This window comes from Flavobacterium sp. Leaf82 (assembly GCF_001422725.1).
In the GTDB taxonomy this organism is placed as follows: Bacteria; Bacteroidota; Bacteroidia; order Flavobacteriales; family Flavobacteriaceae; genus Flavobacterium.
The window spans coordinates 36,917-57,152 of sequence record NZ_LMMA01000008.1; the positions used below are offsets into that span (position 1 = coordinate 36,917).

At 31.7% G+C, this 20,236-nt stretch carries 15 protein-coding genes; 4 read left to right on the plus strand and 11 right to left on the minus strand.

Going from position 1 to position 20,236, the window contains the following annotated elements:
- Window positions 1-13 precede the first annotated feature (13 nt).
- The 4 genes from ASF10_RS07630 to ASF10_RS07645 form a co-directional block, all read right to left on the minus strand.
- Entirely contained in the window at window positions 14-1,645 is a 1,632-nt protein-coding gene (locus ASF10_RS07630) for a cyclic peptide export ABC transporter (protein WP_056247335.1), read from the minus strand.
- Between the two features lie 444 nt (window positions 1,646-2,089).
- Window positions 2,090-2,830: a thioesterase II family protein gene (locus tag ASF10_RS07635; protein ID WP_056247337.1), complete on the minus strand. Its 741-nt coding sequence runs from the start codon at window positions 2,828-2,830 to the stop codon at window positions 2,090-2,092.
- Between the two features lie 295 nt (window positions 2,831-3,125).
- The gene (locus tag ASF10_RS07640) at window positions 3,126-5,153 is read right to left on the minus strand and encodes an ATP-binding protein (protein ID WP_241774927.1); all 2,028 of its coding nucleotides are present in this window, start codon (window positions 5,151-5,153) and stop codon (window positions 3,126-3,128) included.
- A gap of 110 nt (window positions 5,154-5,263) precedes the next feature.
- Window positions 5,264-5,509: a hypothetical protein gene (locus ASF10_RS07645; RefSeq protein WP_056247339.1), complete on the minus strand. Its 246-nt coding sequence runs from the start codon at window positions 5,507-5,509 to the stop codon at window positions 5,264-5,266.
- Between the two features lie 330 nt (window positions 5,510-5,839).
- Between ASF10_RS07645 and ASF10_RS07650 the strand changes: the two genes are divergently transcribed.
- Window positions 5,840-6,508, plus strand: a complete 669-nt coding sequence (locus ASF10_RS07650; RefSeq protein WP_056247341.1) for a response regulator — start codon at window positions 5,840-5,842, stop codon at window positions 6,506-6,508.
- Window positions 6,509-6,511: 3 nt separating this feature from the next.
- On the opposite strand, the gene ASF10_RS07655 is transcribed toward ASF10_RS07650, so the two are convergent.
- The gene (locus ASF10_RS07655) at window positions 6,512-7,279 is read right to left on the minus strand and encodes a helix-turn-helix transcriptional regulator (protein ID WP_056247343.1); all 768 of its coding nucleotides are present in this window, start codon (window positions 7,277-7,279) and stop codon (window positions 6,512-6,514) included.
- A 163-nt stretch (window positions 7,280-7,442) separates the two neighbouring features.
- Between ASF10_RS07655 and ASF10_RS07660 the strand changes: the two genes are divergently transcribed.
- From ASF10_RS07660 to ASF10_RS07670, 3 genes are all read left to right on the plus strand, one after another.
- Window positions 7,443-8,093, plus strand: a complete 651-nt coding sequence (locus tag ASF10_RS07660; RefSeq protein ID WP_056247345.1) for a DUF1349 domain-containing protein — start codon at window positions 7,443-7,445, stop codon at window positions 8,091-8,093.
- 228 nt (window positions 8,094-8,321) lie between these two features.
- Window positions 8,322-8,537: a hypothetical protein gene (locus ASF10_RS07665; RefSeq protein ID WP_056247418.1), complete on the plus strand. Its 216-nt coding sequence runs from the start codon at window positions 8,322-8,324 to the stop codon at window positions 8,535-8,537.
- 108 nt (window positions 8,538-8,645) lie between these two features.
- Window positions 8,646-8,876: a hypothetical protein gene (locus tag ASF10_RS07670; protein WP_056247347.1), complete on the plus strand. Its 231-nt coding sequence runs from the start codon at window positions 8,646-8,648 to the stop codon at window positions 8,874-8,876.
- Window positions 8,877-8,939: 63 nt separating this feature from the next.
- Here ASF10_RS07670 and ASF10_RS07675 read toward each other — a convergent pair whose 3' ends face one another.
- From ASF10_RS07675 to ASF10_RS07700, 6 genes are all read right to left on the minus strand, one after another.
- Entirely contained in the window at window positions 8,940-9,989 is a 1,050-nt protein-coding gene (locus tag ASF10_RS07675) for a beta-ketoacyl-ACP synthase III (protein ID WP_056247348.1), read from the minus strand.
- Window positions 9,990-10,533: 544 nt separating this feature from the next.
- Window positions 10,534-12,357: an alkaline phosphatase gene (locus ASF10_RS07680; protein ID WP_056247349.1), complete on the minus strand. Its 1,824-nt coding sequence runs from the start codon at window positions 12,355-12,357 to the stop codon at window positions 10,534-10,536.
- Between the two features lie 657 nt (window positions 12,358-13,014).
- Window positions 13,015-14,550, minus strand: coding sequence for a RagB/SusD family nutrient uptake outer membrane protein (locus ASF10_RS07685; protein WP_056247419.1), 1,536 nt, complete (start codon window positions 14,548-14,550; stop codon window positions 13,015-13,017).
- Window positions 14,551-14,569: 19 nt separating this feature from the next.
- The gene (locus ASF10_RS07690) at window positions 14,570-17,959 is read right to left on the minus strand and encodes a SusC/RagA family TonB-linked outer membrane protein (RefSeq protein WP_056247350.1); all 3,390 of its coding nucleotides are present in this window, start codon (window positions 17,957-17,959) and stop codon (window positions 14,570-14,572) included.
- Window positions 17,960-18,274: 315 nt separating this feature from the next.
- Window positions 18,275-19,195 carry a FecR family protein gene (locus ASF10_RS07695; protein ID WP_056247351.1) on the minus strand — a complete coding sequence of 307 codons (921 nt, stop codon included), beginning with the start codon at window positions 19,193-19,195 and terminating at the stop codon, window positions 18,275-18,277.
- Between the two features lie 115 nt (window positions 19,196-19,310).
- Window positions 19,311-19,868: an RNA polymerase sigma-70 factor gene (locus ASF10_RS07700; RefSeq protein ID WP_056247353.1), complete on the minus strand. Its 558-nt coding sequence runs from the start codon at window positions 19,866-19,868 to the stop codon at window positions 19,311-19,313.
- Window positions 19,869-20,236: the final 368 nt, after the last annotated feature.

The following is a 20,236-nucleotide window of genomic DNA, read 5'->3' on the forward strand; positions in this document are numbered from 1 at the left end:
TTTTTCTTTTATATTAGTTCCACAATTTATCGGGAACCAAAGTATCAGTTACCTTTTTGTCCATAATAATCTGACCGTAATCAAATTTGATGATTCTGTCGGCATATTTAAAATAAGCATCATCATGCGTAACCGCTATAATTGTCTTACCTTCTTCTTTTAGTCTTGGCAGTAAATTTTCATAGAAATATTTACGGAAATGAGGATCCTGATCGGCAGCCCATTCGTCTAAAACTAAGATTGGTTTATTTTCTAAGAGTGATAAAATTAATGACATTCTTTTTCCTTGTCCCTTTGAAAAAGCTCTTCTGGCAGATTCTTCTTTATCATCGATGACGACATTGTCCAGTTCCATCGTCTCTAATAATTCCTTATATGTTTTGTTTCCTTCAAGGTCATAATTATCGTAATTATGAGAAAAAATGTGATTATCTGTGAATACTGCAGCGATTAAATTTTTTAAAACATCGCTTTGTGTGACGTTGTTTTTATCATTTAATGATATTTTTCCAGAAGATGAAGTATATAAACCCGTTAAAATATTAATAAAAGTACTTTTTCCACTTCCGTTTCCGCCTATAATAAATATTGTTTCACCTCGTGTAATAGACAGGTTTATTGGGCCAATTCCAAAATTCTTACTCCCTTCATTATTTCCGTAATCAAAATGAATATCATTAAAACTTAAAGACTGAAATTCGTTACCCTCTACATTAATTTCTTTATCGGTTACTACTATGGAATCAAAATCGCTCAAAAATTTCTTAATTCTTCTATTTGCAACCATTAATCTGGTATAGATATTTTGTAAATTTATAAGATTGTTAATTGGTCCTGAAATGAATAACAAAATCACTACATAAGAAGTAATACTTTCACGGTTCAGAATTCCTAATATTGGTAATAAAAAAAGAATAGAGCCAATAACAAGGTATAAACCGTATTGGCTTATCAGATTGATCGATAAAAACACAAAATTTATTTTAAAGTCTAATTGTTTTGCACTTTCTCTATTGGGAGATAAATGCTTATCCATTAAATTAAATCTTCTTTCTCCGCTAAGCTTAAATCCTTTAAACCCTTTAACAACATCATTTACATATTTGAAATAATCTTCATTATGTTTTCTAAGTATAGCTACTTTTTCTGACATCGTATTCATTACAAAAAAATAAATAACTGCTATTAAAATTATTAAGGCAACGACAACTAAAGCTGATGTTACAGACAGCGTAAACAAATAAGCCATACAAAGCAGTAATGTCAAGATAGAATTAATAGAGTGTGTAAGGACTTCCGGAAAATTTGAAAAAACCCTTAAATCTTCTATAGCAGTATAAAATCGCTGCATGCCTAGTTTTTCAAAAGTAAGAAGAGGCGCTTTTAGTACTTTATCGAATATCCTTTTTTCATTTTCATATAAAATATAAAATGAAAACTTATTAAGCCTTTTTTGAAAAATTATATTCAATAAATAGGTGTAAATGATAAGAGCTACAAATACTAATCCAGTGTAGTCTGTTATGAAATCTTTTCCCTGAGAGAGGGATTTATTGATTATATATACAATTACAAAACTTAGCAGAGTATTTGGAATTGCATACAGAACAAGATAAAAAATATTTTTAATCGAAATTTTAAACATCGGGTACAGATAAAATTAAATTTGTATTCAGTTTAAAAAAAGCAACAGTTTATTGCATTCCTTTCTTTCTTAACTTCCCAAGAAAGGAAGTTTTTTAAGATAGCTACACCACTTTTAAATTACTGATTGAGACAAAAATAATATTACTATCTATTTAATAATTACGGGCTTTTTATGTAAAAATTACGGACTTCTTCTAAACAGCACGATTTGTGCTCCTGCATTAAAAAACCACACTATAACACCTCCTAATCAACATATTAAAAAAACAAAAACCAGCTATAAAAGGAGACTCTTACAACTGGTTTCATACCCATATATTGAGCAATACACAATTTATTTTTTTTTTAAATTATGAGCTATTTTATTTAATAAATCCTATTTTCTTTTTTTAGGATTATAGTATACGGTTCGATTTATTTTATCAATATGATAATCCGAAGTTCAGTTATCAGAGTGGTTATGTTTTTGAAGAAATGGTTGTGAATAATGCATTATTATATTGACTAATTTATCGACATGCTGATATATAAAAAAATGATCTCCAGAGAATACTTCTGATGTGAAATCATTTTTAGTGTAATTTTTCCAATTATCAATTTCAATAGATGTCTTTTCTTTATCTCCCATTATGGCATGTATCGGAGTATTGATCTTTATTTCTTTTTCATAATGCCTCTGTTTTTCCAATATTTCAAAATCTGACCTGAGTATTGGACTAAAAAAATCAAACAACTCTTTGTTCTCTAGAACCTGATCAGAAATTCCGTTTAATTTTCGAAGTTCATTTTTAAAATCTATGTCAGAGAGCAAATATCTGTCAACAACTATCTCATCTCCATTATCGTCTTTTTCTACTATACAAGGTCCTGCGTTACCTGTAACAATTATTTGAAACGGAGGATCGTTACTTTCTTCCATTTTATGTGCTACAGAAAGTCCTAAGGTTGCTCCCATACTATGACCGTATATAATGTAGGGCTCACTGTTTCTAAGCTCATTTATCTGAGCAACATAGTCAGCTATAGCATCTGTTTTGTTAGACACAAAATCACTATTCAATCTTTTTCCACGACCAGGAAGTTCTAGAGAATGAATATCAATTCCTGAATTTCGAAGTTCTACTTTTAAAAACTCAAATGAGTAAAAACCTCCTCCTGCAAAAGGCAGCAAAAATAACTGCATAAAATTTATTTTTAATTAATTAAACCAATATTTATTTTCCATAATTAGCAACCTAAAGTGCCTCTCGTTTTGCGTAAATAATATTTACCGGTATTCTAATGTTAGTAAAAGAATGAAATGTTTTTTTAATAAAGTTTCCGCATCAAAAATATTGGGAGAATGAATTAATCTATTACGGAGTTTTTACATAATATTTACGGAGTGATAAATGAAGATCAATAATCTGAAAATAGCTTTTCTAAGCATTGAATAAATAAAGAGTAATAATTAATATCCTAAGAAAAATTTAGAAATCTTACATTCTAAACATATATATATCATCAAATATAATTTCAATTATTGTTCCCAATCCTTTTGCAGATTTTATACTAAAATTACCTTTTAAATGATTTACTCTTTCGTTTATATTTTGTAATCCTATACCGGCAGTATTTTTTTTAGCATCAAAGCCATCTCCATTGTCAGCAATAATAAGTTTTAATTGATCATCAATAACGATCAATTCAATAGAACAATTTTCTGCATTAGAATATTTAATTACATTAAAACTAGCTTCTTGAATGATGCGATATATATTAATTTTAAAAATATTTTGAATATTTGTCCAATCAAAAATTCCTTTACTTATATATTCAAAATGAGTATTGCTTAATGCTGTCTGACCTTCAATTAAGTTTAACAATAGTAAATCAAAATCATTATTGTCTAAAAAATAATTTTTATTTAAGTCATGTGATATAGTTCTTATCTCATTCTCTATATTTTGTAATTCATAGATATATTCTTTTCTTTTTTCAATTATCTTTTCATCAATTTTAGAATTAAAAAAACCTAAATTCATTCTTACAGCATATATTTTATTCATTACACCATCATGTAATTCTTTTGATATTCTTGATTTTTCACTATCTTTTGCTCTGCTAATTTTTTCATTTTGTTCCATTAACAAAAAATAAATCTCTTCATTAGCCTTTTGTTGATTGATTAAAAACTGCAGCTCTTTGTTTTTATATTTAAAATATCTTAAAACAAATATTACAACCAATAATAAAATTAATCCAAATGAAATAATCAAAATATAAAAGTTTTTTTTAGTCAAAATTTTATTCTCGTTCTCTATTCTCGAGGTTTCATATTCAATTCTTGCATATTTCTGATGTGCATTTTTTTGAACAATATTAATGCTATCACTCAAGGTAATATAATCATTTGCATAGGACAAACTGTTTTTTTTGTCTATACCTGAGAGCAATTTTAATGATGTTAAAACTTCATTACTATTCTTAATTTGAATAGCCAGTTGATTGGCTTCTTTAAGAATTTTAATTGCTCTAAATGTATCTTTTTGTGTTATGAAATATTCACCAATATGAATTTTTTTATATAAAATATCTGATTCGTCTCCACTATTTTTTAAAATTTCTAATGATTTCGAAAACATAGCATAAACATTATGATACTCTTTGTTTTTCATCTTAGAATATGCCAGATTACTTAAAACATTGGCATATAATCTAGGCCATTTTTCTTCTAAATCTTTAGAAAGCAAACCTTGTAACCTTATGATAGAATTTGAATATTCTCCTTTTAAATCATACAGATTACAAATATTAATCATTGACGCTACATTGTAATTATTTACTTCATCTTTATCAATATTATTAAGCTTCATCTTTTCTAAATTATTCAAAGCCATCTGGTGATACCATAATGCCTTATCATAATTAACCAATTTTTCAAGACAACTACCCATTAATGCATTACAAGAATAAAGTAACCGCTGATCTTTAGAATCTTTTAAAAACTTTAAAGCCTTAGAAATTTCAACTTCACATTCTATATAATTTCCATCATAAAATAAAACACAAGCTTTATTAAATAGCATCTTTGCTGTATTATCATAATCTGATAATTTATAATATACTTTCTGCGCTTGCAAATAATAAAAATAGGCACTATCTTTTTTTACACTTCCATAACTATCCCCAATATAGTAAAGTGCCTTCGCAATTCCCTGCTTGTCATCAACCTCACTTGACAACCTGAAAACCTCTAAACTAGCATTTAAAGATTTTTTTAAATTATTATTATAATAGTATTCTGTAGATAATTTAAAATATAAACTTCTAATGACAGAATCATTTTTTTGAACCTTCAATAAATCAAATATAGAATCTAAATACTTTTCCTTATTTTTTCCTTCCAGATGTTTATTATCTAATGAAATATTAGTTTTAATATGAGAATCAGTAAATTCAGTTTTCTTGCATGAAAAAATAATCATTACAAGAAATAAAAATATTATTTTAAAAGGTGTCGCCAAAAGTTGAAGTATTATTTTATAATTTCAAATATAGCGTTTTGAAATAAAAAGACTATAAAATTTAAACATAAATGAAATAGTCTTTTTTTTTGAAAAATAATAAAAACTAACTAATCTACTCTAATTGGTCTCACAATAATTGGATCTCCTTCTTCCTCATTTATTATTTCAGGGTCTGTACTTGCATTAATTGTGTCGTTAGCCCTAGCGTATACATTTTCATTAATATATTTTGGCATCTCTTTTTTTAAATCATTACTGGTCGATTTTGTTTCTTGGTATATATCATCTGTAGAACAAGAGATGAAACAAAAGGAAAAAAATACACATGCAGCAATAAAAAATCTTGTTTTCATAATAGTTTTAATTTAATATATTTATACAAAAAAAAGACTACATTTTATATTGATATTACGGTATATCCGTAAAATTTAATTTACATTTAAAAAAAACGGAGAAAGAGTTGTTTTTTTTTAACAGGAAATAAGCTTTTTATTTAAATACTGAAGAAAGCTAAAAATATAAAAAACAATTTTAATTTAATAAAAAATAGTAAAAACCTTATAAAAATATATTTTACTATAAATTAATGTTAAAATTTACAACTAACCTTACATTTTTACGGGATCACGTATTAGACATATAAAATTATTAACTAATATTGAGAGAAATTTAAAATATGATTTATGAGTTATAATATTTTGATTGTAGATGATCATCCTATGACAGTTGATGGATATATAAATCTTCTAAGTAATATCAATTATAATGACAAAAAACCTAATTTTTTAAAAAGTTATAATTGTGAAGATGCTCATTACAAAATAAGTAGACAATTAAAACAAAACCTGAAAATTGATCTCGCTCTTTTAGATATCAATCTTCCACCCTACAAGGAATTAAATATCGAGAGTGGTACTGATCTTGCTATGCTTCTTAGAAAAAAAAACCCTACTTGTAAAATAATTTTACTTACAATGCATAGCGAGCCATTGACAGTAGATAAAATTATTAAAGAAATAAATCCTGAGGGGTTTATTGCTAAAAGTGATATAAATTTTGAACTATTTCCTGTAATATGTAAAAAGATTATGGATGATGAAATATATCGCAGCCCAACAATAATACAATCACAAAGAGACTTATTTAAAAAGAATATTAATTGGGATAATCATGACAATAAAATATTAACATTAATATGTCAAGGCGTCAAAACTGTTAACCTTCCAAACTATATACCTTTATCAATGAGTGCAATAGAAAAGAGAAAAGCAAATATAAAAGGACAATTATTAATGGGAAAAGGAAGCGATAGGGATTTAATTGGAAAGGCTAAAAAACTTGGTCTGTTATAATTACTACAATAAATTTAAGGCATCTGCCGTACGCACTGCCTCAATAGAATTATTTACATTCAGTTTTTCCAGAATATTTTGTCTGTGCCTGTTTACTGTATTAATACTAATATTTAGCTGATTAGCAATTTCCTTACTGATTTCGCCTTTGCTGATTAGTAATAAAATTTCTTTTTCGCGAGATGTCAATAAATTAATACAGTTTACGTAGGTATCCACATAAAAATTCTCCCCGGTTTTGGTATTAACGATTCTTCCGTCGATACCTCGTACACTTCCGGATTTTTCAAAAGAGTAATTGTAGAGACAAACCGCAAGCCACAAACCACCTTCTGAACTATTTTTGACATAAAAACTGCGATGCAGTATATGCTGATATTCTTTCTTACTATTGAGTGTTCTTATCTTGCATTTGGTGCTATAATTTAATCTTTCTTCCGGTTCCAGTACTTTTAAAAAATTAAAAAATTCAAGTTCGAGAAGATGTCTTTCAAAAAGATCTTCGGGATGAATGCGGTTGTAGATATCTTCTTCCCAAATAGAATCAATTGTTAGATAACCGGAAATATCCATTTCGAAAAAACTCCCAAAATTACCCGTAAAAATATAACTTTTGTTGGCGGCAAGATCTGATAATACAGCTACCGAGTGATCAATTTTTACATATTCTTTCATCCTATTAATTACTTCCTTCAACGCTTCTTCGCGTTTATCAGGACTGTCAACAGATTCAAAAGAAAAATGATCTTCTAATTTGGTGATGGGATTCATAACACTATTTCATTTATTTTCTAATAGTATTGAATTACCATATAGATGTATAAAAATAGAAAAAAAATGCGGTTTTCTAAAAAATGGTTATAAATAACTATTGCTGTAAAAATAATGAATCACCTACTTTGTAAATTATTAATAAAACTCAAATTACTAAATCATGAAGAGAATTCACTTAGTTCTAATCTTTTTACTTATTATCTGCGCAAAAGGAAATGCTCAAAAATTAAACTCAATGAACTGGCTTAATGAACCAGCTGATTGGGAAATAAAAGACAACAAACTTATCATGCAGGTTACACCACAATCTGATTACTGGAACAAAAGCCATTACGGATTTACAGTATACGACGGACCTTTTTTATATACACAAAGAAGCGGTGAGTTTGAAGCTGTTGTAAAAATGAGCGGAGTTTATAAAACCAGATTCGACCAGGTTTGCCTGATGCTTAGAATTGATGAAAATAATTATATCAAAACCGGAGTAGAATATGTAGATGGCGTATATAATATAAGTACGGTACATACTATCGATAAAAGTTCATGGAGCGTAATGGGGTTAAAAGAGAAACCAAAAAATGTCTGGATGAAGGCGGTACGCAGACTCGACGCTGTAGAAATTTTTTATTCTACAGATGGTGTAAATTACACGATGACTAATACGGTATATTTTCCGGAACATAAAACCGTACAAGTGGGTATGATGGCTGCAAGTCCGGACGGAAAAGGTTTTACTGCTACTTTTGAAGATTTTAAAATTACACATCTTCCGGATCAAAGACGTTTAGAGTGGTTAAAAAACAATCAATAACCAATTTAATATAACATTTGTACAATCTTCAATCTTTCCTGAATAGCTAGCATTAAACCAGCACTAAATAAATTCTGATTATGAAAACAAAATTTTTGTTATACTTGTTATTGCTGCTAATCGCTGCTTATCAAAAGGTTTTTTGCTAACCAAAATATCATGAACAGCAAACAGTTAATATACTCTTTAGTAATTAAGACATATACATTCAGAAAAAAGATAAAAACAATGAGAGATAAAGATAAATTTCTTGAAGCTTTAATAAAAAGTAACGGACATCATAATGTGACAGATCTTGGGGCACAAATTGGTCTTGATGAAAACGCGACAATGGAAATAGTGACTCAGCTTCTCGCTGAATTCAAAATAGAATATGTCTCAAACGGTTTTTGTGATTACAGTTTAATGAAGAATCAAAACAGGACTAAAAAATATAATAGGTAAAGATTTACAAACCAACGGATGTTAATTCAATAACATATACAGATTATCATGTAACAACAACCTAGGCTAAAGACTTAATTTTGAGCTCAATACTTAAACAATCAAGTCATGAAAAATTCAAACAGTTTCAACAGTGATAGCCTTAAAAAATGCCCATACGAAAGTCAGGTTTACAAGGCAAACAATATTGATTTAATATATGTAAAGTCATATAAAGGAGATTGGGGACATTGGGATGATAAGTGCGAAAGTGCGCATTTAGATAAAAGCAGCTATGAACAAACAGATAACGAAAGTATTACAGATCCGGAAAACAATATAAATGGTGCGACAATGTAGCACTTTTTTAAAGTCATAAAAAAAACTCCATAATCATGGAGTTTTTTTTTATGTTTAGAATATTTAGCTACATACTAAATCATGTTCTAATTCTTTTTCTGTTTTTGAAACTTGTACATTTCTAAGATTTCGCATAACTCCCCATTTCAGGCAAGTTGCGCCCCAGGAAAAACCAGCGCCAAAAGTGGTAATCAATATGTTTTGCCCCGCTTTAAAATCAGCTGCAAAATCCCATAAACATAACGGGATCGTTGCCGAAGTTGTATTACCGTATCTGTCTATGTTTACTTTTACTTTTTCGGTTGCAATATTCAGGCTTTCGCTTACTGCATTAATAATTCTTAGATTAGCCTGATGCGGCACAACCCAGTCAATATCGTCTACAGTTAATGCATTACTCACAAGAACATCTCTTGAAACATTACTCATAGATTCTACCGCTCTTTTAAACACAAATGCACCTTCCTGATTTACAAAATGTTTTTTGTCCAGAACAGTTTCCATAGTTGCCGGAAGTTTAGAACCTCCTGCAGGTACTAAAAGTGCAGATGTTCCGCTGCCGTCAGTTCTCAGGATACTTTTCATCATTCCGTATTCTGATTCTGTCTTCTCTAAAAGCACCGCTCCTGCCCCGTCTCCAAAAAGAATACAGGTATTACGATCTTCATAATCTACGATTGAACTCATTTTATCAGCTCCAACTACGACAATTTTTTCGTAACGTCCGCTTTCGATCATTGTAGTAGCCATTTCCAGCGCATATAAAAAGCCGCTGCAAGCTGCATTAAGATCAAAACCAAATGCATTGGTAAATCCGCTTTTCTCACAAACTTTACTTGCTGTTGGTGTTAAAAGATGGTCTGGCGTTGCAGTTGCCAATACTAAACCATCAATTTCTGAACGATCTATATCATAAGTTTCTAATAAATTTTCGATTGCCGCACAAGCAAGATCAGATGTTCCTTGATTTTCATCCTTAGCCAATCTACGCTCTTTTATTCCGGTTCTTTTTACTATCCACTCTCCAGTGGTTTCAACCATTCTTGAAATCATCTCATTACTAAGTATAGAACTTGGTACAAAGCCACCTATAGCTGTAATTGTTGCCTTCATTTGTTTTAGTTTTTGTTATTTTGATTTTCTTTTTTCTATTTTATATATATAGTTAAAAAAAGATACTACAAAATAACGTCAGAAATTTGTAAAAGACAACAATGCCGGGACTAAACCTGTCATGATTATTAAGGCTTTAAGTTTATGCTCCAGAATTTTTAAAACTCTATTTTTAAAGCATTAATAATAAGATATCAGCACAATAACTGTTAATTTACTTCTTATCCTATTAACGAAAACGTCAGGATTTACTGTTATAAATAGATTTAAACTCAATAATTATTTTTATTTTTTTTAATTCAACACCAATTTACCTTATTATAGTTTAATTTCTCCTGTTTTTTCATCTCCTACAAAAAAACATCGCATTGCTCAATTAACTTTTTATTTTGGTGAAATTTCCTAATTTATGATTTTAAAAGTGATGCATTCTGTCATAGATTCTGTTTTTATAAAAAAATGCGTTAAAAATTTCAACAAAAAAGACTGCCATAAAAAAAACCGCTTTTTTTCTAAAGCGGCTTTTAATTCTAAATCTTTATGTTTACTTCTTCAAAAGAAGGTTGATTATTTTAGTATAAATTTCGGTGTTTTGATAGACTCCCATAAAATTTTCGGCTCCAGGTCCGTAAGCAAAAACCGGAACAGGAACTGCGGTATGATCGTTAGTACTAAAACTACCATGTACAGAACCTTTCTCTATATTTCCATCTATTAATGAAAGTCCGCCAGTTTCGTGATCTGCCGTAACAATCAAAAGTGTTTCAGGATTCTTGTCTACAAATTCCATTGCCTGACCAACCAGTTTATCAAAATCAAGCATTTCGCGAACCACATATTCCACATTATTCTGATGTCCGCCATAATCGATTTGTGCGCCTTCAGCCATGATAAAAAACGGATTTTTTGTTTTAGCAAAACTAGAAGTTGCTTTTGCCAAAGATTTCGTTAAAAAATCCCCTCTTCCGTTTTTCATAGAAACCACCGAAGCATCATCCAAAACAATAAACTTATTATTTTTAATCGTATCTAGTGAACCGAATTTATCCGAAAAAGTATAACCTCTTTCAATCAATATTTTAGATAAGTCTTTACCATCTTTTCTTGATGTAAATTCTTTTGTTCCTCCACCAATTAAAATATCCGACGGATTACTTAAAAAATCATTTGCTATAAGTTCGTTATAACTTCTTTCCGGCTGATGTGCGTAAAAACAGGCAGGCGTAGCATCGGTAATATTTCCAGCAGAAATGATTGCCGTTTTATAGTTTTTCTTAGCTAATTGTTGGGTAATTAATTCCAGTGGTTTTCCGTTTTCATCGACACTTATAAAACGGTTATTGGTTTTATGTCCTGTTGCCATTGCCGTTGCTCCTGCTGCCGAATCTGTAATGTAACTGTCTGAAGATTTCGTGATCGAAAATCCCTGTATTGGAATATTAAACAAACTCAACTGCCCTTTATTAGCCGTATATCCAGAATAAATTTGCGCTAATCCCATTCCGTCACCAATTAGCAGAATCACATTTTTTGGTTTCTTTTTAGAAAATGTTAATCCGTTTTTGGGAACGTATGCTTGGTGAAACTCGGTATTTTGATAAAATGTCGATTTGATATTGTTGATGAAATGGGTTAATTCCGGAACATTATCGGTACCAATAAAATCAACTTTTAAATTCATCAGCGTCATCCAGGTATTTACATTATCCTGCGTAGCCCAAAAACGTACTTTTTTGTTCTGATCGTGTACTTTTTTAATAATAGCCTGTACTTTTTCTGCATCTGCTTGGGTCATTACGCCTTTACCATTCCAGATTGTGATTTCTTTCAAATCCTCGCTGATCATTTCTACACGCGATAATTGTTCCGGAGAATAATTTTCGTTGAGTCTTCCGTCAAAATAAATAAAATCAGGATAATCTTTCCAGTTTGCCGGAGAAGGTCGGTTTCCAGAAATTACTACTTTTAGATTTTTATTCGAAATTAAATCGGGATATGTTTTTAATTGTTGTGCAATTAATTTTAAAGTAGGCTCAGCTTCTGTTTTAATATCGATCATTAAAATTAAATGTTTATTGCTAGGGTAAGCTTTTCCTCCTAAAGATTTTAACTTATTTGAAAGTGGATCCAGATATTGGCTTTTAAGCGTATTCTGAGGCGTAATTTCTTTTGAGGTATGCGCCACAAAAAGTTCATTATTCACGATAAAAACATCGGCTTCGATAACACCGGTTTCGTTAGAATACGCTTCGTAAAAAGGAAGTTTACTCGCATAATCATTGTGCGAATGAATGTTAGATGAACTGTATTCCTGTGCTTGCGCAAACAAGAAAAACTGAAGGCAAAAAAGGGTGATTATTTTTTTCATTGGAAAAATTAGGTTTATTGTTTTCTAAAGTTGTAGGTCACTTTATTTATTATATTCTTTTTTTTTTAGGAGCTAATCCCGCTATGCGTTTCAATCTTTTGTTGCGAACACCGCCACAAAAGGATTTCCACTTCTATCGGGGCTAGGACAACCATTTTTCATAATAATATTTTGTACAGTTTGTCATTTCGACGGAGGAGAAATCTCACACGGAACTCGACAAAGATTATCGATATTGTTTGCGGAATTTCTAATGTGATTTCTCCCTTCGGTCGAAATGACAAGATTGGGGTTATTTTTTTCATATTATTAAAGCTCCAGCGGAGCGTAATATTTATAGCATTTATATATTTCCCCTCATTAAAGCTCCAGCGGAGCGATATATATACCACCCCGATGGGCTCTTTTCATCTAAAATTGAATTGCAATAAATATATCGTCCCGCTGGGACTTGTTTATTTGTAACTATATCTTTTTTAATCGAAATGACAAAATTGGGGTTATTCTTTTCCTATTTCTTTAAACACAAACCAGCCTTTTCCTAAAAAAAGACTGGCTTATTATTATATTAAATTCATTTATTTTTTTCTTACCACTGCAAGCTCCGACAAGCTTGCAGAGTAGAAAAAAACTAAACAAACAAAATGAAACTACATACTACCAACCTTTATTTTGCGTAAGCGCTCCTTTGCTCACTGCGATTTCATCCGGTGGTATTGGCCAAACGTGGTGAATTGCAGGGTTAAAATTACGAGCAGGATAAATTACGGTTCCGTTATAATGGTGCAAAGGTTTTGCGTAGGTTGTCTGAGCATCGCCCCAACGTACTAAATCGAAATGACGGTCTGTCCATTCTCCTGCCAATTCGCAACGTCTTTCTCTTTTTAAATCTGTTAATGTTGCTCCGGCAAGGTTTCCTAAACCTGCACGATGGCGAATCATATTAATTTCGGTATCTGCGTTTAGGCCTTTCATTAATTTGGCTTCTGCCAACATCAAAATCACATCAGCATAACGCAAAAGTGGCACGTTTAAAGCCGTTGAAGGTTTGTCTCCGTTAGCATTTACATAACGAATATCGATTCCGCCCGACGTTGTTTTGGCATAACCAAAAGGCTCCATATATTTATTAAACTGATATCCGGTTCTGTTACTCGAACTTACCTGATATTTTCCTTCGTTAAAAGTTACTAATTCACCAAAATACATGAATTTATCTCCTTTTTGCAAAATTGTTGCGCTGCGTCTTTTATCTGTTGGATCGTAGGTATCGAACAACTCTTTGGTAGGATAAAAATTTCCCCAACCGTTGTAAACTCCCCAACCTTTATCCTCCAGACAAACTCCAGGAAAAATAGAACCCAACGATGTGTTCTCTGCACTTGATGTTACAGACCAGATATATTCTGATGACCAGTTGTTTTTAATTTTAAAAACATCTTCAAAATTATCCAGCAACTTGTGTTTTCCGCTGCTTACGATCATATTGGCATACTTAATCGCATTGTCCCAATCTTTTGCATACAAATAAGTACGAACTAAATATCCCCAGGCTGCTGTTTTATGTGCGCGTCCGTAATTATCAGGCGTAAGTTCATTAAAATACGGCAATAAATCTGCTGCTTTTACTAGATCTGCTGCGATGTAGGCATAGTTTTCAGCTACATTTTTTGCTCTTGGAACATAGACGTTTGTTGGATCTTCACGATCCTGAATAGGGATTCCGGCGCGATCATCTCCGTAATGATATGCTACTTCTAAGTGCATTACAGCATGATTGAAATAGGCTTCTCCTAACATCATGTTTTTTGTTTTTTCGTCTAGAGTGATCTTCGGGATATTACGAATCACGTCGTTACAGCGTTTCATTACTTCATAATGTAATCTCCAGATATCCTTGGTATCAGATTCTGCACCATCAACAATAAAATTCTTGATACGTTCTGCGTTTTGTCTTGGTTTTGTACCAATATCATCACTAGCATTGTTGAGCCAGAAAAAACCACGACCGTACATATTATCATCAGAATATAAAGCATAAATAGCGTTTACCCCAGCTTTTGCATCAGCAGGTGTTTTCCAGAAATTTCCGCTTGACGGCGCTCCTTGCGGAACCAGATCAAGTTCACTTTCGCAAGCTGTTGCACCAAACAAAAGCACAAAACTCAATACTAAAAGACTTAAATTTTTCATTTTATTTGTTTTATATTTTTTAAAAAGTTGCATTTACACCCGTCATATAAATACGGGAAAGAGGATATTTTCCTAAGTCCATACCAAAGTTGTTCAAACCAACTTCAGGATCCATTCCGGAGTAATTGGTAATTGTAAAAAGGTTTTGAGCTGAGACAAAAAATCTAAGTTTTGCTTTTCCGTTCAGCCATTGGTCTTTTACTGTATATCCCAGAGAAAGGTTTCTTAATCTTACGAAAGAAGCATCTTCGATATAAAAATCAGAAATTCGTCCGAAGTTATTGTTGTTATCTGTTGATGAAAGTACCGGAATATTGGTATTTGTATTCGTTGGTGACCACGCATTTTTAGATTCTGCCAATAAATTATATCCTGGAAATGAACCATTTAAACCGGTGTGTTTTACAGCATTAAAAACACTGTTTCCTGCTGCTCCGCTAAAGAACACGTTCATATCAAAACCTTTATATCTAAAGTTCATGTTTAAACTAAAGGTCGTTTTAGGAAAAGGACTTCCTAATACTACTCTGTCGCTGTTATTGATTACACCGTCTCCGTTTACATCTTTAAATTTAATATCTCCGGCAACGGCATTTGGCTGGTAAACTTCTCCTTTTGAGTTTACATATGCTTTTGCCTCGGCATTACTTTGAAATAATCCATCTGTAGAATATCCGTAAAAAGAACCAACCGGACTGCCAACCTGATAAATATTGGCCAAAGGCAAACTACGAACCCTGCTTAAATTTAAAGGTTCCAGAGATGTTAAGTCATCTTTTATAGACACAATTTTATTGCTTAAAAAGGCAGCATTTGCCGTGACATCAAATTTAAATTCGCCACGTGTTTTCTGGTACATTAAACTGGCTTCGATTCCTTTGTTTTCAACATCTCCGGAGTTAACAATTCTACCAAGCGGGGTTCCTGAAACACCCGGTAACTGATCCCGAACTAACATGTCTTTGTTTGTTTTTACATAAGCATCTAGAGATCCTGATAAAGCGTTGTTGAATAAACTAAAATCTAATCCAATGTTTGTTTGCTCAGAGCTTTCCCATCTTAAATTAGGGTTTGATAACTCACTTTCAGAATATCCGTAATTAATTACCGGACTTGAACCTATTAAAGCCTGAGTTTGGTTCAAAGGAACGCTAAATTGGTATGGTCCAAGGTTTCCTAAATTTCCTATTTGTCCCCAACTTGCGCGTAATTTTAAATTATTTACAATTGGATTTATACTTTGCATAAAACCTTCTTCAGAAATTAACCAACCTGCAGAAACAGACGGATATACTTTCCAACGGTTTCCTGATGTCAGTTTTGAAGTTCCGTCGCGACGAACAATTCCTGAGATTAAATATTTTTGATTAAAATCGTAATTTAGTCTTCCTACATACGATGAAATAATTTCTTCAGACAAACCTGCGCCTAATTGCTGAACTAATTTTGCATTTAATAAATAACGCTGCGATGCATCTTCATTATCAAAACCTGTTCCTTGTACGGTATAAAAATCTTTCTTGATTTGCTGGTATGTATATCCTGCGAGGGCTTTAAAATTGTGCTTGCCTAATGACTTTTCGTAAGAAACTGTTTGCTCACTCAACAAGTCAATAGTGGTTGAAGTAGTTTGTGTTAATCTATTGAAATCAAATATTTTACCCGGTTCAGTAATTTTTGTAGCAAACTCAGTCGCGTTGTTCTGAATTCTGGTATAACCCCAGTTAGATTTTAATTTTAAACCCTGAATAATTTCCCATTCTGCATAAGGATTTATCAAAATAGTCGAGATAGGATTTCTGTTGTCTAATCTTTTTAAATACGCCACCGGATTAATTACGTCTCCATATGAACCAATGTATTTTTCAGGAACTCCACCAAATTGTCCTGAACCGTCTTCTTTATAGATCGTAGCATTTGGCGGATAAAAAATCGCAGCCAAAATTGCTCCCGTATATGCATTTGAGGTATTAGCAGATTGTCCGTCTGTTAGTGAATACGACATGTTTTCTCCTACGGTAAAATTTGGTGCCAGTTTAAAAGAAGAGTTGGCTCTTGCAGTATATCGGCTTCCAAAAGTATTCAATAAAATACCTTCGTTTTTTCTATAACTTCCTGATAAAAAGAAATTAGATTTTTCTGTTTTTCCGTTTACAGAGATGGATAAATCCTGAATTTGTCCTGTCTGGAAAATTTCATCCATCCAGTTTGTTTTTGTCGTTCTTGCTGTTGGTTCAAACGCTGTATCAAAAGCGGGAATTCTTGGCATTCCGGCATTATCCCTGGCTGTGTTCATAGCATCAGCATATTCGGCAGCATTTAGAACATCGAGTGTTTTAGCCACGCTTTGCACTCCGCCCTGATAATTTACATTAATATTAATACGGTCAGAAATTCCTTTTTTAGACGTAATTAAAATTACACCTCCAGAAGCTCTTGCGCCATAAATTGCAGCAGAAGCCGCATCTTTCAAAACACTGATCGACGCAATATCATTTGGGTTTAATGTGTTTAAAGATCCGCTGTAAATAATTCCGTCAAGAACGATAAGAGGTGTTTCTGCATTCAGGGAACCAATTCCACGAATATTAATTGTAGGTTCTGCCGTAGGATCTCCCCCACTGCTAATTACCGTAACACCCGCCACAGTTCCTTGCAATAATTCGGCTGCACTATTATAGGTTCTGCTCGAAGTTTCTTTCATAGAAACAGTTCCAACAGCTCCTAAAACTTCATTCTTTTTTACGCTTCCATATCCCATAACTACAACTTCCTGTAGTTGTTTCATATCGGCTAATAGTTTAACGCTTATGTTTTTATCTGAACTTGTTACTTTTACTTCCTGCGTAACATAACCTACGTACGAAAAAATAAGTACCGCTTCAGATGAATTGATTTCCATCTTGAAAGTTCCGTCAAAATCAGTTGTTGCAGTTGCATCAGAGTTTTTATCCTTAATTCCTACTCCCGGCAAAGGCATTCCGTCATCACCTCCAAAAACAGTTCCTGAAACATTGATTTTTCCTTGTCCGGAATCTGTAACTTTTTGATTTTTTTTGATGACAATATTGTTGCTTACAATTTCATATTTAAGAAAAAAATTGCTGCATATTTTATCTAATGCCTGCTCTAAGGTTACGTTGTTTAGTTTTAAACTGATTTTTTGGTTGGTATTTACCTGATTGGTTTCGTACATAAAATGTACGTCGGCCTGTTTTTCTATTTTCTGAAAAACAGTTTTTATACTTTCATTCTCAACTTTTAAGGTTACTCTTTTGCCAATGTCTGCTCTTGCTGCATTCATTGTGAAGCCAATAAAAAATAAAGCAATAAAAAGCAAGGCTTTATTTAATACAGATTTTTTAATGCTTTGACAGTTTACGACATACCGCATTTGTTTTTGATTCATGTTTTTGGAGTTTTAATTTGTTTTTTGATTATTGCTGGGTTTCTACGTAGAGGAATGATTGATTTTATTTATTTTTAAATTTATGTGTGTGTTTAAAAAACAGAGATTCTGTGATTTTCAAATTAAATCTATGTTGTGTTTAATTTTTTTTTGCCACAGATTAAAAAGATTATTATGATTTTAATTCGTGTAACTTGTTTTTTATTTTTTTGCTTGCAGATTGAGCAGATTTTTAAAATCATTTTAATCCTTTAATCTGTGGCTTTAATTTAAAACGCATAGTATGATTTCTATATCTGTTTAAATCTATTTTACTTATTGTATGATATAAGTTCCTGATTCGATTTTATAATTGGCATTAATGATATTGCATACCAAAGCCACCACCTGATTAACGGGTAACTCTTTAAAATAAGCACTGATTTTTAAGCTGTTAAGATTTTTGTTTTCGATTTGAATCGCTACATTATAATTTCTGTTTATTGTGGCGATTACTTCCGGTAAAGGAGCATCTTCAAAAACAATGATGTTTTTTCGCCATAGCGAAATAGAATTCACCGGAATATCTGTAAAAGCTTGTATTTTATTACTTTGTGATTTAAAAACAACTTTTTGTCCCGGAGTTACATACACGTTTTCTTCTGTGGCAGTCGACTTTACATTGACTCTTCCGGTGAGAACCGAAACTTCCTGTGTCACATGATCCGGATATGACTGAACATTAAAACTGGTTCCTAATACTTTGGTATCCATTTTATCTGTATGAATAATAAACGGATGTTCTTTGTCTTTGGCTACATCAAAAAAAGCTTCACCTGTTAGGTATACTTCTCTTGTTGCTCCTTTAAACTGGATTGGATATTTGAGAAGACTTCCTGCATTTAGCCAAATCTGAGTTCCGTCGCTCAACGTTATTTTTGCATGTTCGCCTAATTTTGTTGCATATTCTTTAGAGATTATTTTTACAGATGAAAAATAAAAGAAGCAGGACAATCCCATTAAAAAAATTAAAGAAGCTGCTATTGCCCATTTTCCGGACTGAAGAAATATAACTTTGTTTGTTTTCTTAATTTTTCTGATTTCTTGTTTTAATTTCGAACGATCTGATTCTATAATTGCAGTAAGATCTAAAATTTGCTCCGGATGATCGTACCAGTTATTCCATAATTCTTCTCCTTTTTGAGATGGTTTCCCTTCTAAAAAAAGTTGTATGTCTTGATGTAATTTTTCAGGCATTATAATTTGTTTATCTCTTTAATAGTATGTCTTGTAAATGTTGTTTTCAGGTAGGTTGATAAGGTTACGCTTGTGTTAAGAAAAATACTTATCTCTGGTTTTTGGAAAATAATTATCAGTTGAATTCGCCTAAATAGTTTCGCATAAATTTTAACGCATAGGCAATATGATACTTTACGGTTTCGTGCGACACATTAAGTTCTTCGGCAATTTCTTTGTTCGAATATTGTTTGATGCGGCTTAGAATAAAAACTTCTTTAGATTTTTTTGGCAGTAATAAGGTTGCTTTATCTACGGCTTGCTGGAGTTCTTTGTAATAAATAGAATCTTCGGTAGTGTTGCTATTATTGTAATCATTATTACTGCGATCCGAAACTTCTTTTATATACTGATCTGTAATGGTATGTGATTTGATGTAATCTAAAGTCACATAACGAACTGAGGTATAGATATAAGCAGAAAATTTCTTTTGAATAACCAATGTCTTTCGACGTTCCCAGATTGTAGTAAAAACTTCCTGAACGATTTCTTCGGCAACGGGAATCGATTTCATTCTCATATATACAAACCGAACCAATACATCCCGATATCTAAAATACAGTTCATCGAACGCTTTATCTTTTCCCTGAGTCAATAATTCGACAAGCTGTTCATCATTAAATGCTTTATACATAATAAGTCACTTTTGCATTATTTAGCGAAAAAATGGCAGTTGCTAAAACACCATTATTACTTCTTTTTTTGCGATGTATTCTTAATTTTAAAAATGACATATACTACATTGTTTTGTTTTATAATATGTCTCCAAAATTAGAAATGCGGGTAGGTCGATAAGGTTACGTTTACATTAATAAAAAGGTCAGTTTATAAAACATTGTATTAACATTTGGTCTCGTAAATGTTATGGCAGAATTTAAATTTGAATGCACGAAACTATAAACTAGATTTTACATAATCCTCATCTTTAAGGTTGTAATTTTGAAATAAATGCGAATTGAAGTATAACAATACGGGCTTTATTTAGCATTAGCTTCGTAGAAA

Coding starts and splice junctions, on each gene's coding strand:
- ASF10_RS07675 (WP_056247348.1), bottom strand. CDS start 9,989: ATGAAGGCAACAATTACAGCTATAGGTGGCTTTGTACCAAGTTCTATA.
- ASF10_RS07670 (WP_056247347.1), top strand. CDS start 8,646: ATGAAAAATTCAAACAGTTTCAACAGTGATAGCCTTAAAAAATGCCCA.
- ASF10_RS07665 (WP_056247418.1), top strand. CDS start 8,322: ATGAGAGATAAAGATAAATTTCTTGAAGCTTTAATAAAAAGTAACGGA.
- ASF10_RS07695 (WP_056247351.1), bottom strand. CDS start 19,195: ATGCCTGAAAAATTACATCAAGACATACAACTTTTTTTAGAAGGGAAA.
- ASF10_RS07635 (WP_056247337.1), bottom strand. CDS start 2,830: ATGCAGTTATTTTTGCTGCCTTTTGCAGGAGGAGGTTTTTACTCATTT.
- ASF10_RS07630 (WP_056247335.1), bottom strand. CDS start 1,645: ATGTTTAAAATTTCGATTAAAAATATTTTTTATCTTGTTCTGTATGCA.
- ASF10_RS07690 (WP_056247350.1), bottom strand. CDS start 17,959: ATGAATCAAAAACAAATGCGGTATGTCGTAAACTGTCAAAGCATTAAA.
- ASF10_RS07680 (WP_056247349.1), bottom strand. CDS start 12,357: ATGAAAAAAATAATCACCCTTTTTTGCCTTCAGTTTTTCTTGTTTGCG.
- ASF10_RS07655 (WP_056247343.1), bottom strand. CDS start 7,279: ATGAATCCCATCACCAAATTAGAAGATCATTTTTCTTTTGAATCTGTT.
- ASF10_RS07660 (WP_056247345.1), top strand. CDS start 7,443: ATGAAGAGAATTCACTTAGTTCTAATCTTTTTACTTATTATCTGCGCA.
- ASF10_RS07650 (WP_056247341.1), top strand. CDS start 5,840: ATGAGTTATAATATTTTGATTGTAGATGATCATCCTATGACAGTTGAT.
- ASF10_RS07700 (WP_056247353.1), bottom strand. CDS start 19,868: ATGTATAAAGCATTTAATGATGAACAGCTTGTCGAATTATTGACTCAG.
- ASF10_RS07645 (WP_056247339.1), bottom strand. CDS start 5,509: ATGAAAACAAGATTTTTTATTGCTGCATGTGTATTTTTTTCCTTTTGT.
- ASF10_RS07685 (WP_056247419.1), bottom strand. CDS start 14,550: ATGAAAAATTTAAGTCTTTTAGTATTGAGTTTTGTGCTTTTGTTTGGT.